Raw genomic sequence first — 15,047 nt, forward strand, 5'->3', positions numbered from 1 at the left:
AGGATGTTGGTCTGGAAGGCGATGCCGTCGATCACGCTGATGATGTCCTCGATCTTGCGGGCACTTTGGTTGATGTCCTTCATGGTCTCGACCACCTGGGTCATCACCTCGCCGCCCTGCATCGCCACGGCGCTGGCGCTCTGGGCCAGTTGGTTGGCTTGTTGCGCGCTGTCGGCGTTCTGCCGCACGGTGGAGCCCAGTTCCTCCATCGACGCGGCGGTTTGCTCCAGGGTGCTGGCTTGGCTTTCGGTGCGCGCGGACAGATCCTGGTTGCCACGCTCGATTTCGACCGCGGCAACGGCCACCTGCTGGGCCGAAGCCCGCACGCCGGACACCACCTTGAGCAGACCATCGCGCATGGATTTCATCGCCGCCATCACGCTGTCCGGATCGGCGCCCCGGGTGTCGATGTCGGCGGCGAGATTGCCGGAGCGGATATCGTCCGCCACCGCCTTCACCTGCCAGGGCTCGGCGCCCAGCGCGCGCGTCACGGCCCGTGCGATCAAGGCGGCCGCGGCGGCCCCCAGCAGCACCGCCACGACCGTCCAGGCGATCATGAGGGTTGAGAACCCGGTCGCCGTGCCTTGGGCCTCGGCCAGACGTTGCTGGATCAAGTTCTCCTCGAAATCGATCAAGGCATTGATGCGGGCCAGCCATTCGACGAACAAAGGTTTGAGATCGCGCCACACGATTTGTTGCGCTTCTTCACGCCGCCCCTCGGTGCGCAGTTGGATCACCTTCGTGATCAAGGGCAGCACCTGGGCCTCCGTGGCCTTGATGGCGGCGAGCAGCCGTGGCACGTCGGGATGGAGGGTGCGGTCCTGAGCCAGCATCTGATCCAGCGGCACGGCCGATTTGGCATAAAAGGCCGCGAGGCGCTCGATTTCAGCGACCTCGCGCCGAAGTTCCTCGGCACTGACGGACGCCGCCACGTCGCGTATGGCGATCGCGCGGTCGTGCGCGCTGCCTCGGAAGTTGATCGCGTAACGCTGGATCAGCGAATTCTTCTCTGAGTTTTCCTCGAGAGCCTGCTTGATCACGCCGACCTCGCGCAGGCCCGTGATGGTGAGGAAAACCAGGATCAGGAGAATCACGCCAAAGCCGGCCGTCAATTTTTGACGCACGGTCATCCTTGCAAACCAGTTCATTTTTTCCTTGTATTGTTGAGAAGGCAGCGCGCAAGGTCGATCAGGCGCCGCGGGCCAGGGGATTCTGATCGCAACGGAGAAACCGTTTTCGCGGCGGGCATAAAAAAACAGCTGTTCTATCGAACAGCTGTTTTTTTGCAAAGCGAGCTGCGCCGTCATCATGACCGCGCGCAAGGTGCGGGTGCACTCACTGCTGCGGGATCTTGGCCTTCACGATCACGTCGCCCCAGCGCTTGATTTCGGCCTGGAGGAAAGCGGCCGTCTGCTCGGGCGTTTGGCCACGCGGCTCGATGTTGAGTTCGCGCAGCTTCTTGCTGACTTCGGGATCGGCCAGCGCGGTTTGGATCTCCTTGTGCAGCCGGGTGACCACCGCCTTGGGCGTGGCCGAGGGCACCGCCAACGCGTTCCACGACGAGGACAGGTAGGCGGGCAAGCCAGCTTCCTTGGTCGTCTGCACATCCGGCAGCGCGGCGGAGCGCTTTTCGCTCGTCACGGCCAGGGCGCGCAAGGCACCCCCCTTGATCTGTCCCATGACGGGCGCGAGGATTTCCACCGCCGCGTCCACCTGCTTGCCGCGCAGGGCGTTGACCACCGCGGGCGTGCCATTGAAGGGCACGATCTGCACGTCGATACCCGCAACCGACTTGAACAACTCGGCGGACAGGTTTTGCGTGCTGCCGATGTTGATGCTGCCGATGTTGAGCTTGCCCGGATTGGCCTTGGCATCCGCCAACAGTTCGCCCAGGCTCTTGTACTTCGAATCACTGGCGACGACCACGCCAATGTCAAACAGGCCCAGCGTGCTGATCGGGGTGAAGTCCTTCACCGAGTCGTAGGGCAGGCTCTTGAACAGGGTGGCGCTGACCGCCGTGGCGTTGGACATCAGCAGCAGCGTGTGGCCGTCCGGCGCAGACTTGGCCACCTGATCGGACGCGCCGACGCCGCCAGCGCCAGGCTTGTTCTCGATCACCACGGGCTGACCCAGCAACTCATTGAGCTTCTGCGCCACGATGCGCGCGGTCAGGTCGGCCACGCCGCCCGCGCCGAAGGGCACGACGATGCGCAGCGCTTTGCTGGGAAAGTTCTGGGCCAGCGCCAGGGGCGAGGACAGAGAGGCCAGGCCGCCGACCAGCGGCGTGCCCAGCAGGGCGAGAGCGGATCTCCGGTTCAGTCGGTTCATGTTGTGACTCCTAGGGAAAACAGGATGTTTGGAAGCGGACGCGGCGCAGCGGCAGGCTCAACGCGCCACGCCGAGCAATTTGTCGAGCAGTTCGGGTTGGTCCAGCAAGGCACGGGCCGTCCCGGAATGCACCACCGTGCCGCGGTCCAGCACGGCAGCCTGGTCGGAGATGGCCAGGATGGCCTGCGGGTGCTGCTCGACGATGATCGCCGACAGGCCTTCCTCGCGGGTGATGCGGCCAATGGCGCGCAGCAGCTCCTGCACGATGATGGGCGCCAAGCCTTCCAGGGGCTCGTCCAGCAACAACAGCTTGGGATTGAGCACCAGGGCCCGGCCCACGGCCAGCATCTGCTGCTCGCCGCCCGAGAGCTGGGAGCCAAGGTTGGTCTTGCGCTCGGCCAGACGGGGGAAAAGCTCATAAACCCGCACGGGAGTCCATGGGGCCGCCCTGTCGGCGCGGCCCGGCCGGGCGACCGCCGTCAGGTTTTCATCCACCGTCAACGACTTGAAGATATTGCGCTCTTGCGGCACCCAGCCAATGCCGGCGGCGGCGCGCAAGTGCAAGGGCGTCTTGTGCAAGGCCACGCCATCGAGCGTGATGCTGCCGCCGTGCTGGCGCGTGGCGCCCGCCAACGTGTTCATGAAGGTGGTCTTGCCGGTGCCATTGCGCCCGAGCAGTGCCAGCGTCTTGCCGGGGTCCAGGGCGACGGAGACGTCATTGAGCACCACGGCCTCGCCGTAACCGGCGCTGAGGTTCTCGACTTTGAGAAGCGCGCTCATTTAAATTCCCCCACGCTCTTCGCTGCGCGAAATTCGCTGCCCCTCAACGCAGGCTTGCCCTGCGCTTCGCTTAGGGTGGGGCTTCGCTGTTCTTGGAACGGTCCGGCGGCGCTCATGCGTGGCTCCCTTCCGCATGACCAAGGTAAACCTCTTTCACGCGCGGGTCGTTGGCGATTTCGTCCGGGTTGCCCTCGGTGAGCACCGTGCCGTTGACCAGCACCGTCATGCGCTTGGCGAAACTGAAAACCAGGTCCATATCGTGTTCGATCAGCAGCACCGACACATCGGCGGGCAGGGCCGCGACGGTCTGCAAAAGTTCCTCGCGCTCACCGGCGGGCACGCCAGCCACGGGCTCGTCCAGCAACAGCACGCGCGGCTCGCAGGCCAAGGCGATGGCGATTTCCAGCAAGCGGCGCTTGCCATAGGCCAGGACATCGGTGCGCTGGTTCATCACCTCGGTGAGGCGGAACTGCTCCAGCAACACCTCGCACCGCTCGACGACCTTGGGGTTGCGCCCCAGGGGCTGCCACCAGCGCGCGCCCAATCCCATCTGCTGGGACACGGTCAGCGCCAGGGTTTGCAAAGGGGTCAGCGTGTCGAACAGCTGATTGATCTGGAAGGTGCGCACCATGCCGCGGCGCACGCGCTGGTGCGGCGCCAGACGGGTGATGTCCTCACCTTCCAGCAGGATGCGACCTTCGGTCGGTTCAAGCACGCCGGTCAGCAGGTTGATCAGCGTGGTCTTGCCCGCCCCGTTGGGGCCAATCAGCGCATGGCGCGCGCCACGCTGGAGGTCCAGGCTCACATTGCCCGTGGCCGTGATGCCGCCGAAGCGCTTGACCAAGCCTTGGGCCGACAGGACGACGTCTTTTTGAACGATGTCGGAAGCACTCATTTTTTCTTGCCCCGCGATGCCCAAGTCCAGGGACGGATCACACGCTCACGGCCCACCATCATCAGCACGACGAGGAACAAGCCGATCCAGAACGTCCAGTACTGCGGGGTGATGGAGGAAATCCAGTCCTGCAACACCTTGAAGATGGCCGCGCCGATCACGCCGCCATAGAGCCAGCCCGCGCCGCCGATCACGACCAGCAATACCAGGTCGGCCGAGCGGTCGAACGCGAAGACTTCGACCGAGGCAAAACTGGTGGTCTGCGCCAACAGCGCCCCCGCAGCACCGGCCACGCCGGCGGCGATGGTGTAAATGAGGGCCAGGCGCGCCGTCACCGGGATGCCGATCGCCATGGCGCGCAGGCGGTTGTCGCGCAGCGCCATCAGCGTGCCGCCCAGGGGCGACTGCACGAAACGGCGTGACAAGAGGAAGAACACGAACAGCACCGCGAGCGAGTACCAAGCCGCCACTTGCCCATAGAGATCGAACTCGAATCGGCCGACGAACGGAACATGGACCGGGCCCATGATCACGCCCTGCAGGCCATCGGCGCCGCCCGTCAGCCAGTCGAGCTTGTTGGCCAGTTCCATGAGGATCAGGGCAACGCCCATGGTCACCATCAGCAAGGTCAGGCTGGTGCCGCGCATGATGGACAGAGACGCCAGCGCCCCCAGCACGGTCGAGACGGCGATGCCGAAGAAGAGGCCCATCACGGGATCAGGGTTGATGTGCTTGGCGAACAGGGCGGCCGCGTAGGCCCCCATGCCGAAGAAAGCCGCGTGGCCCAGCGACACGACGCCCGCGTACCCCATGACCAAGTCGAGGGACAGCGCGAACAAGGCGACGATGGCCACTTCGTTGATGAGCAGCGCGTGGCCGCTCAGGTACCAGGGCGAGGCCAAGGCCAGCAGCCAGAACAGCGGTTCCCAGCGCTTCCAGCGCTGGTACTCGTGCAGGGAAGAAGCTGCGTTCATGCTTTACCCCCCTTGCGAACGAACAGGCCTTGCGGGCGCCAGATCAGGATGACGATCATCAGGAAATACACGATGAACGCGCCGAAGCGCGGGATGTAGTACTTGCCGGCCACGTCGGCGATGCCCAGCAGCAGCGCGGCCAACAGGGGGCCGGTGATCGAGGACGTGCCGCCCACGGCCACCACGATCAGGAAATAAACCATGTAGCGCAGGGGAAAGCTCGGGTCCAGGATCAGGATTTCCGCGCCCAACGCACCACCCAAGCCCGCCAGGCCCGAACCCGCGGCGAAGGTCAGCAGGAACACGGCGTTGACGTTGATGCCCAGGCCCGCGGCCACGCGCTGGTCATCCACGGAAGCACGCAGGCGGCTGCCAAAGCGGGTGCGACTCAAGATGGTCTGCAAGGCGATCGTCAGCGCCAAGCACACCGCGACGATGAAGAGGCGGTAGTGCCCCATGCCCAGTTCCCAGGCGGTGCCGCTGCCCAGTTCGGTACGGCCCTTGAGCCACTCAGGCAATTGGACGATCTGCTGGCTGGAGGTGAAGAAATAGTCCATCACCGCCACGGCCATGAAGGTCAGGCCGATGGAAAACAGCACTTGGTTCAGGTGAGGCTTGCTGTACATCGGTCGGTACAGCGTGCGCTCCAGCAAGGCGCCCAGCAGCGCCGAACCCAGGAAGGCCAGCGGCAAGCACAGCAGGAAGGGCACGCCGTGGCGCTGCATCAGGATGACGGTGAGGTAGCCTCCCACCATCGCGAAGGCGCCGTGGGCCAGGTTGATGAAGTTCATCAGGCCCATGGTGACGGACAGGCCGACCGCCAGGATGAAGAGCAGCATGCCGTAGGCGATGCCGTCGAAAAGTATGGTCAGCATGGGGACACAGACTCGAAAAGCGCGAACCCGAGAAACACGAATCCGGAATCAGGAGGAAAGAGGTGCAAATGAAAAAACATGGGCGCCCCTTCCTGAGCAGGGGCGCCCCATGCGCTCAGCCTTACTTGGCCTTGCCGGGGTCCTTCACGTCCTTGATGACGTCGAATTCCACGTTGTAGAGCTCGCCGTCCTTGCGCTCCACCTTGCTCAGGTAGATGTTCTGCACGATGTCACGGGTTTCGGGGTCCAGCGACACCGGGCCGCGCGGGCTTTCCCACTTCAGGTTCTTCATGGCGTTGACCAGGGCTTCGCCGCCCTGGCCCTTGGTCGCCTTGAGGCCTTCATAGATCACGTGCATGCCGTCATAACCGCCGACCGCGAAGAAGTTCGGGCGGAAACCACTGGCCTTCTTGAAGGCGGCCACGAAGGACTTGTTCTTGGCCGAGGGGTGGTAGGCCGAGTACTGCATCGACGTCACGACGCCCAGCGCCACGTCGCCCATGCCGTTGAGCTGGTCGTCATCGGTCAGGTCGCCCGTGCCGATCAGCTTGATGCCGGCCTTGTCCATGCCGCGCTCTTGGAATTGCTTCATCACCGCGGCGCCCGCGCCCGAGGGCACGAAGACGAACAGGGCATCCGGCTTCAAGTCACGCACCTTCTGCAGGAAGGGAGCGAAATCGGGGTTGCGCATGGGCGCGCGCATCGATTCGACCACCGTGCCGCCGGCGGCAGTCAGGCGGGCCGTGAAGAACTTCTCGGCGTCAATGCCAGGACCGTAATCAGAGACCAGGGTCACGACCTTCTTCATGCCGTTCTTGGCGGCCCAGTCAGCCAGAGGCGACGAGGTCTGCGGCAGCGTCATGCTGGTGCGCACGATGAACGGGGACGACAGGGTGATGCTGGAGGTGGCGGCGGCCATCACGACCAGGGGCGTCTTGCTCTGGGTGGCGATGGGCGCGGTGGCGAACGCCGAGGGCGTGATGCCCATGCCGGCGAGCACGTCCACCTTGTCTTGCACCACGAGCTCCTGGGCCAGGCGCTTGGTCACATCGGGAATGCTGGTGTCGTCCTTGACGATGAGCTGGATCTTCTTGCCCGCCACGGTGTCGCCGTTCTGCGCGATGTACAGCTTGACGGCGGCTTCGATCTGCTTGCCGGTCGTGGCCTGTTGCCCGGTCATGGGAACGATGAGACCGACCTTGAACACGTCCTGCGCGAGCACGGCCGTGGAGCCGAGCGCGGCCGCCAGGGCCAGGGCCGAAGCGCCCAGGAAGGAACGTTTTTTCATGAGAGTTGACTCCTTTTAATAAGTCTGAAGATGGCCGCCATCGCGCAAGGGCGCGGGCACCTCACCATGACCGCGCGGACACGTTCCGGCAGCGGAAACGCAAGAGCACAACGGGGCAAAGGTGCGCTACTGTCGCTGCAAACCGTTGCATCCGCAAGCCAAAAAACAGACTGATAGATATAACGGTTTGAAATATCTTACCCCGCGCCCCAGCGTGCGCGAGAGAGCACGGAATTACGGGTAAACCCGAATCTCAAACCGTCAGGCGCCAGCACGCCGCGAAGGCGCGCACCGCAGGCTCAAGTCAGGCCCAGGAGGCGCACCGCGTTGTCTTTGAGGATGCCGGGCATGACCTCGGGCTTGAAGCCCGCTTCCTCGAAATCCTTCATCCAGCGCTCGGGCGTGATGAGCGGGTAGTCGCTGCCGAAGAGCATGCGGTCTTTCAGCAGCGTGTTCGCGTACTGGACCAGTTGCTTCGGGAAATACTTGGGGCTCCATCCCGACAGATCGATCCAGACATTGGGCTTGTGCATGGCCACGCTCAGGGCCTCGTCCTGCCAAGGCCAGCTGGGATGCGCCATCACGATCTGCATGTCGGGGAAATCGATCGCCACGTCGTCCAGGTGGATGGGGTTGCTGTATTCGAGCCGCAGGCCACCGCCGCAACGCATGCCACTGCCGATGCCGCTGTGCCCGGTGTGGAAGATGGCCGGCAGCTTGTGCTCGGCGATCACCTCGTAGATGGGCCACGCCATCTTGTCGTAGGGGTGATAGCCCTGAACCGTCGGATGGAACTTGAAGCCCTTGACGCCATGTTCGGCGATCAGGCGGCGTGCCTCCCGCGCGCCCATCTTGCCCTTGTGCGGGTCGATGCTGGCGAAGCACATCATCATGTCGCTGTTGGCCTGGGCGGCCTCGGCAATCTCCTCGTTCGGAATGCGGCGACGGCCCAACTGTGCCTCGCTGTCCACGGTGAACATCACCAAGCCGATCTTTCTTTCACGGTAGTAGGCCACGGTCTCGGCGATCGTTGGCCGGCGGCCTGAGCGGAAGTACTTGTCGGCGGCGCGGTCGTACTCCTCGCCGTAATTGTCGAAAGGATTCCAGCAGCTCACTTCCGCGTGCGTGTGGATGTCGATGGCGATCAGATTCTTGTGGTCCATGCGTGAAGCCTGGTTTTGGAATGAGCGGAATCCACGGGTAAACACCGAAGAAAGCTTGGGGTCCGCAGCTTGAATTGGTTATTTCTCATAACAATAATTCATCCTCACCGGAAACACAAGATGACGAACCCTGACCTGCACCTTGAGCGACGAGGCGATCACGACGAAATCGCCGTGATCCGTCTGTCCCGCCCCGTCAAGCGCAACGCGCTCAATGACGCACTGATCCTCGCCCTGCGCGATCTGTTCGAAAACCTGCCCACTGGCGAAGGCGGCGTGCGCGCCGCCGTCATCGCGGGTGAAGGTGAGCACTTCTGCGCGGGACTGGACCTCTCTGAACTGAAGGAACGCGACGCGGGCGAAGGCCTGCACCATTCACGCATGTGGCACGCCGCGCTCGAACGCGTGCAGTACGGCCCCGTGCCCGTCATCGCCGCGCTGCATGGCGCGGTCGTGGGCGGCGGCCTTGAACTGGCCTCGGCTTGCCACATCCGCGTGGCGGATGACACCACCTTCTACGCCCTGCCCGAAGGCTCGCGCGGCATCTTCGTCGGCGGCGGCGGCGCGGTGCGCATCCCCCGGTTGATCGGTGCCGCGCGCATGACGGACATGATGCTGACCGGCCGCGTCTACAACGCTGCCGACGGCGAGAAGGCCGGCTTCGCGCAATACCTGGTGCCGCAGGGCACGGCCTTTGACAAGGCGTTGGAACTTGCCGCCCGCGTGGCCCAGAACGCGCCCCTGACCAACTACGCATTGATCCATGCCCTGCCGCGCATCGCCGAGCAACCGGCGGATCAAGGCTTCCTGACCGAGGCCATGATGGCCGCCATCGCCCAGAGCGCGCCGGAGGCCAAGGCCCGCGTGCGCGCCTTCCTCGACGGCAAGGCCGCGAAGGTGAAAAAAGCATGAGCGCCCAGGCCCGTTACCGTTCCGTGCGCTTTGGCGTCACCCGCGTCAAGGTGCGAGAAAGCAAGGACGCGCAAGGACGCGCCGTGCGCTACGTCGACGCGGAGTTGCCCCTGGGGCCCTACGCGCGCCGCCTGAGCGACCACCTGCTGCACTGGGCCGAAGCCGCGCCCGACCGCACCTTCTTCGCGCGCCGCGAACAACTGCCCGACGGCAAGACCGGCGACTGGGTCCGCGTCAGCTACGCGCAGGCCCTGGGCGGCGCACGGCGTGTCGGACAGGCCCTGCTGGACCTTGGCCTGAGCGCCGAGCGCCCCGTGGTCATCCTCAGCGAAAACACGCTGGAACACGCGCTGACGTCGCTGGCCTGCATATACGCCGGCGTTCCTTATTGCCCCGTGTCACCGGCTTATGCCACGGTGAGCCAGGACTACGACAAGTTGCGGCACGTGATGGACACGCTGACGCCCGGCCTGGTCTTCGCGGCCGACGGTGCGCGCTACGGCAAGGCCATCCAGGCCACCGTGGGCAAGAACGTGACCGTGGTGCTGGCCCAAGGCCGTATCGAGGGCCGCAAGACCAAGACAATCCAATCCCTGCACGACACCGTGCCGCGGACCAGCGGCCAAGGCGCCGTGGACGTGGCCATGCACGCGGTGCGTCCCGACACAATCGCCAAGTTCCTCTTCACCTCGGGCTCGACCAAGATGCCCAAGCCGGTGATCAACACCCACCGCATGTGGTGTGCCAATCTGCAGCAGATCACCCTCTCCCTGCCCGCGCTGGCCGAGGAAGCGCCGATCTTCGTCGACTGGCTACCCTGGAACCACACCTTCGGCGGCAACCACAACGTGGGCCTGACGCTGATGCACGGCGGCACGCTCTACATCGACGACGGCAAACCCACGGCGGCGGGCATCGCTGAAACCCTGCGCAATCTGCGGGAGATCGCGCCCACGGTGTACTTCAACGTGCCCACGGGCTTCGAGATGATCGCCCAGGCCATGAAGACCGACGCGGCGCTGCGCAAGACGCTGTTGTCGCGCGTGAAGATGTTCTTTTACTCGGGCGCGGGCCTGGCCCAGCCAGTCTGGGACAGCCTGCACGCCACGGCCGAGGCCGAGATCGGCGAGCGCATCGTGATGGCCACCGGCCTGGGCATGACGGAGTCCGCGCCCTCGGCCATGTTCGTCAACAGCCCGGACGTGAAGGCTGGCGACATCGGCGTGCCCGTGCCGGGCATGACGCTCAAGTTGGTGGAGGTCGACGGCAAGACCGAGGTGCGCTATCGCGGCCCCAACGTGACGCCGGGTTACTGGCGCTCCGAGGCCGCCACGCGCGAGGCCTTCGACGAGGAGGGTTACCTCTGCACCGGCGACGCCGTGCTGTGGATCGATGAGCAGGACATCCACCGCGGCCTCAAGTTCGATGGTCGCATCGCCGAGGACTTCAAACTCGCCACGGGCACGTTCGTGAGCGTGGGCCCGCTGCGCGCCAAGGTCATCGTGACCGGCGCGCCCCTGGTGCAGGACGTGGTGCTGACCGGCCTGAACCGCAAGGAAGTTGGTGCGCTGATCTTCCCCTCGCCCGCCTGCCGCGCGGTCAGTGGGCTGGGGCCGGACGCGCCCATGAGCGAGGTGCTGGCCAGCACGGCGGTGCGCCAACGCATGCAGGCCGTGATCAACGAACTGGCGCGCGGCGCCACCGGCAGCGCCAACCGCATCGCGCGGGCGCTGTTGCTGGCCGAGCCGCCGTCCATCGACAAGGGCGAGGTCACCGACAAGGGTTCGATCAACCAGCGCGCCGTGCTCAAACACCGGGATGCGTTGGTGCAGGCGCTGCATGATGACGTGGCGCCCGGCATCCTCAAACCTGAAACATGAAGCACCCCCGAAGCGCCTTCGGCGCCTCCCCCTCAAGGGGGCGCACCCAGTGGCCCGGCCAAGCCGGTTCCACGGGTGCTCCCGTATGGATATCTGCTTGCTCGAAATTTCGAGCTGAGGAGCATCGGTCATGAAGATAGAAGGACAAGCTGCGCTCGTGACGGGCGGCGCCTCGGGCCTCGGCGAAGCAACCGCGCGCGAACTGGCCCGGCTCGGCGCCAAGGTGACCGTGCTGGACGTGAACGCCGCCGCGGGTGCCAAGGTGGCGGCCGACATCGGCGGCCTGTTTCAGACCTGCGACATCACCAGCCCCGACAGCGTCAGCGCTGCGTTGGCCCAGGCCGAAGCCCAACACGGCCCCGCCCGCATCCTGATGAACATCGCGGGCATCGGCACGGCCAAGCGCATCGTCGCCAAGGACGGCAGCCCAGCGCCGCTGGAAGAGTTCGCCCGCGTGGTGAACATCAACCTGATCGGCAGCTACAACGTCAGCCGCCTCTTCGCCGCCGCCTGCGCCAAGTTGCCTGTGCTGGAGGAAGGTGAGCGCGGGGTGATGATGTTCACGGCCTCGATCGCCGCCTACGACGGCCAGGTCGGCCAGCAGGCCTACAGCGCCTCCAAGGGCGGCATCGTGGGCATGACCTTGCCCATGGCGCGGGACCTGGCACAACATGCCATCCGCGTCTGCACGATTGCGCCGGGTCTGTTTGCCACGCCCTTGGTGAAGGAACTGCCAGCGGAGGTGCAGCAGTCGCTCGCCGCTTCCATTCCCTTCCCCAAGCGCCTGGGCGAGCCCGAGGAGTTCGCGCGCTTGGCCTGCCACATCGTGACCAATGGGCACCTCAACGGCGAAGTCATCCGGCTCGACGGCGCGCTGCGGATGGCGCCACGATAAAACCGACCCGGGGCACGGGCAGCGCCATCTGCCCGGCGTCGGAAACATTTTTCCGCCCCTCGACAACTTCACATTAGGAGACAAACCATGAAACTGAATCGACGTCACTTCAATCTGGCTCTGGGCGGCGGTGCCGCGTTGGCGGCCTTGCCGTCACTGCCCGCGTTAGCGCAGGCGGCGCAAGTGGCCCAGCCCAAGATCTACTACGGATTCCCCGCCGGCAGCGCGGGCGACAGCCTGGCGCGCCGCGTGGCCGACAAACTGGGCGGCACCCCCTATGCACAGAGCAATGCCGTGGTGGAAAACAAGCCCGGCGCGGGCGGTCGCATCGTGCTCGAAACCCTCAAGACCTCGCCCGCCGATGGCTCCGTGCTGACGCTGGCGCAAGCCTCGGCGCTCACGATCTACCCGCACGTGTACACCAAGATGAACTACACGATGGCGGATTTCGCGCCCATCTCCATCGGCGCGCAGATGGTGTTCGCGCTGGCCATCGGTCCGATGGTTCCGGACAACGTGAAAACGCTCAAGGATTTCATCGTCTGGGCCAAGGCCAACCCGGAGAAGTCCAGCTTCGGCTCGCCCGGCGCGGGTTCCATGCCGCACTTCGTCGGTTCGCTGTTCGGCGTGAATGCTGGCATCACCTTCCAGCACGTGCCCTTCCGCGGCTCGCTGCCAGCCGTGAATGACACGGTGGGCGGACAGATTGCCGCCTGCGTGACGCCCACCGGTGATTCGCTGGCCCACGCCAAGAGCGGCCGGCTGCGCATCCTGGCCGTCTCCGCGCCCAAGCGCGTGGCGGAACCGGACGCACCCACCTTCACCGAGCTGGGTTATCCCGAGATCGTGGCCGAGGAGTGGTTTGGCTTCTTTGCCCCGGCCAAGACACCCTCGAACGTGATCAACGCCGCGAACACCGCGATCCAGGCCGCTCTGAAAGACAAGGCCGTGATCGACGGTCTGGCCGCCATCGGCTTGGTCGCGGCGGGCAGCACGCCGCAGGCCATGCGTGCCTCGCTGGAATCGGAGTACCAGCGTTGGGCCCCGCTGGTCAAGAAAGTGGGCTTCACCGCGGAATCCTGATCTTGTCGGCTCGCGCCCCGGCCGGGCTTCTCAGCCTTGCCGGGGCGTTCTTCATCCATGATGTCCTGATGTCGTCCTATTCCACCGTCTCAACACCCCCAAGCCGCCCTGCCAAACGAGCCCCCACTCGCGAGAGCGCGCGCGGCAAGCGCGCTGCCACGCCGAAAGAGCTTGGGTCCGCAGTGGACCAGGTGGACACCAGCTTCCTGCAGACCCTGGTGGGCTACGGCGCGCGGCGCGTCTCGCTCGCGGCCATCGCCAGCTTCCTGCCGCGCATGGCCGCCTATGAACTGCGTCCGGTCGAGTTCTCCGTGCTCTCGCTGATTCACCACAACCCTGGCATCACCTCGCGCCAGCTTTGCAGCGTGCTCAACATCCAGCCACCGAATCTGGTGGGCATGCTGCAGCACTACGAGAAAAAGCGTGGGCTGATCGAACGCCGCCCGCACCCCAGTGATGGCCGCGCCCTGGGCCTGCATCTGACGACGGCGGGCCGTCAACTCGCGCGCAAGGCCGAACACGCGGCCAGCCAGAACGACGCCCAGGTCACCGCGCGGCTGAGCGCGGCCGAGCGCCGCACCCTGTTGCGCCTGCTGGAAAAAATCTACCTCTGAACCCGCCCCGGCGCGGTTCACATCGGCCGCCTATATCGGCCGCCTTCGTTCTTTTCGCACGCCTGCGGTCTTCCCTTAGCTATGAATGTTGTAGCACGCGGAAAACTGCGCTATATTGCGCCTCCCTCCGCCCCGCCTAGGCCCCGCCTATTTCACCGCGCAGCTCTTCCCATGACCGGCACAGCGAAAAACACCCTCGGTACCGGCGGCAAGTCCGGCATGAAAGACATGGGCACGAAGGACAGCGCCGCCGTGGGACAGCTGCTGGCGCTGCTTGAATCTCGTTACGCGATGCGGGTGATCTGGGCCTTGCGCGACGGGCATGCACAGACGTTCCGGCTGTTGCAAGACAGCGTGGGAGGCATCACGCCGAACACCTTGAACACGCGCCTGAAGGAGCTGCGCGCGACGGGTCTGCTGCACCATGACACCGAAGGCTACCTGCTGACCACCACCGGCATTGAGCTGGCGCGCCGCCTTGGTGAAATCACGGCTTATGCGCCCAAGTGGTCCGCGAGCCAAGGGCGCGGCAACAAGTCGCGCTGATCAGAAAGAAGCAAGCCGGTACACATTCCACCGGCCCGGCTTCACGCCGGGGCTTGCCGATAGGGCTCCTCGAAGTCGAGGAAATCGTGTTCAGCCAGGGCATCCTCCACCCAGGCGCGCACACCCGGCAGGGCATGCACACGCGCCATGTACGCGGCAATGTCCTCGGGCACGGGCAAGGCGTATGTCTTCAGACGCGTGCACACCGGCGCGAAGTAGGCGTCGGCGATCGAGAAATCACCAAACAGCAGATCCTGCCGGCCGCTCTCACGCAGCAGCTCGCGCCACATCTGCGTGATGCGCTGCACGTCGGCTCGCACCGCGGGCTGCTCATCCCAAATGCGGGCACCCGCCTGGGACAGATCGGCTTCGATGTTCATGGTGCAATGGGTGCGCAAGGCCGAGAACCCTGAATGCATTTCAGCGCACACGCTGCGCGCGCGGGCGCGATGCGCCCGCTCTTGCGGCCACAAATGTTTTTCGGGAAAGGCCTCCGCCAGGTACTCGGCAATCGCCAGGGTGTCCCAGATGACCAGCTCGCCGTCCGTGAGCACCGGCACCTTGCCCACCGGGTTGACGCGCGCGATGGTGCGCTTGAACTCGGAATCCGCGTCAAAGGAATCAAAGCGGACCTTGACTTCCTCGAAAGGGATGCCTGCCTGACGCAGCACCACCCAAGGACGCATGGACCAGGACGAGTAGTTCTTGTTGCCGATGTAGAGCTTGAGCATGTCGCACCTCGTTCAAAAAACAGGCCTCGGGCCTGCGACCCCCCCCGTGCCGCGCCAGAGAGTTGCCAGCGCACCCAAGCCTT

15 protein-coding genes are annotated in these 15,047 nt (G+C 65.0%); 6 read left to right on the plus strand and 9 right to left on the minus strand.

Features of this window, described 5'->3' with window-relative positions:
• From HGR_RS17985 to HGR_RS11580, 8 genes are all read right to left on the minus strand, one after another.
• Positions 1 to 1,148: methyl-accepting chemotaxis protein (locus HGR_RS17985; RefSeq protein ID WP_039853363.1), on the minus strand; the 1,148-nt coding region annotated here is incomplete at its 3' end.
• A gap of 187 nt (positions 1,149 to 1,335) precedes the next feature.
• Positions 1,336 to 2,328 (minus strand): Bug family tripartite tricarboxylate transporter substrate binding protein, encoded by a 993-nt coding sequence (locus tag HGR_RS11550; RefSeq protein ID WP_006298432.1) that lies wholly within the window; start codon positions 2,326 to 2,328, stop codon positions 1,336 to 1,338.
• Between the two features lie 57 nt (positions 2,329 to 2,385).
• Positions 2,386 to 3,108, minus strand: coding sequence for an ABC transporter ATP-binding protein (locus HGR_RS11555; RefSeq protein WP_006298433.1), 723 nt, complete (start codon positions 3,106 to 3,108; stop codon positions 2,386 to 2,388).
• Between the two features lie 112 nt (positions 3,109 to 3,220).
• The gene (locus tag HGR_RS11560) at positions 3,221 to 4,003 is read right to left on the minus strand and encodes an ABC transporter ATP-binding protein (protein WP_006298434.1); all 783 of its coding nucleotides are present in this window, start codon (positions 4,001 to 4,003) and stop codon (positions 3,221 to 3,223) included.
• The gene (locus tag HGR_RS11565; protein ID WP_006298435.1) at positions 4,000 to 4,977 is read right to left on the minus strand and encodes a branched-chain amino acid ABC transporter permease; all 978 of its coding nucleotides are present in this window, start codon (positions 4,975 to 4,977) and stop codon (positions 4,000 to 4,002) included. Before HGR_RS11565 ends, HGR_RS11560 begins: the two co-directional genes overlap by 4 nt.
• Positions 4,974 to 5,852: a branched-chain amino acid ABC transporter permease gene (locus HGR_RS11570; RefSeq protein WP_006298436.1), complete on the minus strand. Its 879-nt coding sequence runs from the start codon at positions 5,850 to 5,852 to the stop codon at positions 4,974 to 4,976. Before HGR_RS11570 ends, HGR_RS11565 begins: the two co-directional genes overlap by 4 nt.
• Before the next feature lie 121 nt (positions 5,853 to 5,973).
• On the minus strand, positions 5,974 to 7,140 hold the full coding sequence (locus HGR_RS11575) for an ABC transporter substrate-binding protein (protein WP_006298437.1): 1,167 nt from the start codon (positions 7,138 to 7,140) through the stop codon (positions 5,974 to 5,976).
• A gap of 299 nt (positions 7,141 to 7,439) precedes the next feature.
• A complete protein-coding gene (locus HGR_RS11580) occupies positions 7,440 to 8,303 on the minus strand; it encodes a 4-hydroxyphenyl-beta-ketoacyl-CoA hydrolase (RefSeq protein WP_006298438.1) in 864 nt (287 codons plus the stop codon).
• A 120-nt stretch (positions 8,304 to 8,423) separates the two neighbouring features.
• Between HGR_RS11580 and HGR_RS11585 the strand changes: the two genes are divergently transcribed.
• From HGR_RS11585 to HGR_RS11610, 6 genes are all read left to right on the plus strand, one after another.
• Positions 8,424 to 9,215, plus strand: a complete 792-nt coding sequence (locus tag HGR_RS11585) for a crotonase/enoyl-CoA hydratase family protein (protein ID WP_006298439.1) — start codon at positions 8,424 to 8,426, stop codon at positions 9,213 to 9,215.
• Positions 9,212 to 11,095 (plus strand): feruloyl-CoA synthase, encoded by a 1,884-nt coding sequence (locus tag HGR_RS11590; protein ID WP_006298440.1) that lies wholly within the window; start codon positions 9,212 to 9,214, stop codon positions 11,093 to 11,095. The genes HGR_RS11585 and HGR_RS11590 overlap by 4 nt, the downstream gene beginning before the upstream one ends.
• A 130-nt stretch (positions 11,096 to 11,225) precedes the next feature.
• Positions 11,226 to 11,990 carry an SDR family NAD(P)-dependent oxidoreductase gene (locus HGR_RS11595; protein WP_006298441.1) on the plus strand — a complete coding sequence of 255 codons (765 nt, stop codon included), beginning with the start codon at positions 11,226 to 11,228 and terminating at the stop codon, positions 11,988 to 11,990.
• Positions 11,991 to 12,077: 87 nt separating this feature from the next.
• A complete protein-coding gene (locus tag HGR_RS11600) occupies positions 12,078 to 13,073 on the plus strand; it encodes a Bug family tripartite tricarboxylate transporter substrate binding protein (protein WP_006298442.1) in 996 nt (331 codons plus the stop codon).
• Positions 13,074 to 13,255: 182 nt separating this feature from the next.
• Complete coding sequence (locus HGR_RS11605) at positions 13,256 to 13,687, plus strand: MarR family winged helix-turn-helix transcriptional regulator (RefSeq protein ID WP_006298443.1); 432 nt, start codon at positions 13,256 to 13,258, stop codon at positions 13,685 to 13,687.
• Positions 13,688 to 13,858: 171 nt separating this feature from the next.
• Complete coding sequence (locus HGR_RS11610) at positions 13,859 to 14,233, plus strand: winged helix-turn-helix transcriptional regulator (protein WP_006298444.1); 375 nt, start codon at positions 13,859 to 13,861, stop codon at positions 14,231 to 14,233.
• A gap of 41 nt (positions 14,234 to 14,274) precedes the next feature.
• Here the strand turns inward: HGR_RS11610 and HGR_RS11615 are convergent, their stop codons facing one another.
• Positions 14,275 to 14,964, minus strand: coding sequence for a glutathione S-transferase family protein (locus HGR_RS11615; protein ID WP_006298445.1), 690 nt, complete (start codon positions 14,962 to 14,964; stop codon positions 14,275 to 14,277).
• Positions 14,965 to 15,047 lie beyond the last annotated feature (83 nt).

It is taken from the genome of Hylemonella gracilis ATCC 19624 (assembly GCF_000211835.1).
Classification (GTDB): Bacteria; Pseudomonadota; Gammaproteobacteria; order Burkholderiales; family Burkholderiaceae_C; genus Hylemonella; species Hylemonella gracilis.

Excerpts from the sequence above, each read along its gene's own strand:
- HGR_RS11575 (WP_006298437.1), bottom strand. The coding sequence starts at position 7,140 with ATGAAAAAACGTTCCTTCCTGGGCGCTTCGGCCCTGGCCCTGGCGGCC.
- HGR_RS11565 (WP_006298435.1), bottom strand. The coding sequence starts at position 4,977 with ATGAACGCAGCTTCTTCCCTGCACGAGTACCAGCGCTGGAAGCGCTGG.
- HGR_RS11615 (WP_006298445.1), bottom strand. The coding sequence starts at position 14,964 with ATGCTCAAGCTCTACATCGGCAACAAGAACTACTCGTCCTGGTCCATG.
- HGR_RS11590 (WP_006298440.1), top strand. The coding sequence starts at position 9,212 with ATGAGCGCCCAGGCCCGTTACCGTTCCGTGCGCTTTGGCGTCACCCGC.
- HGR_RS11585 (WP_006298439.1), top strand. The coding sequence starts at position 8,424 with ATGACGAACCCTGACCTGCACCTTGAGCGACGAGGCGATCACGACGAA.
- HGR_RS11595 (WP_006298441.1), top strand. The coding sequence starts at position 11,226 with ATGAAGATAGAAGGACAAGCTGCGCTCGTGACGGGCGGCGCCTCGGGC.
- HGR_RS11560 (WP_006298434.1), bottom strand. The coding sequence starts at position 4,003 with ATGAGTGCTTCCGACATCGTTCAAAAAGACGTCGTCCTGTCGGCCCAA.
- HGR_RS11570 (WP_006298436.1), bottom strand. The coding sequence starts at position 5,852 with ATGCTGACCATACTTTTCGACGGCATCGCCTACGGCATGCTGCTCTTC.
- HGR_RS11610 (WP_006298444.1), top strand. The coding sequence starts at position 13,859 with ATGACCGGCACAGCGAAAAACACCCTCGGTACCGGCGGCAAGTCCGGC.
- HGR_RS11600 (WP_006298442.1), top strand. The coding sequence starts at position 12,078 with ATGAAACTGAATCGACGTCACTTCAATCTGGCTCTGGGCGGCGGTGCC.
- HGR_RS11555 (WP_006298433.1), bottom strand. The coding sequence starts at position 3,108 with ATGAGCGCGCTTCTCAAAGTCGAGAACCTCAGCGCCGGTTACGGCGAG.
- HGR_RS11550 (WP_006298432.1), bottom strand. The coding sequence starts at position 2,328 with ATGAACCGACTGAACCGGAGATCCGCTCTCGCCCTGCTGGGCACGCCG.
- HGR_RS11580 (WP_006298438.1), bottom strand. The coding sequence starts at position 8,303 with ATGGACCACAAGAATCTGATCGCCATCGACATCCACACGCACGCGGAA.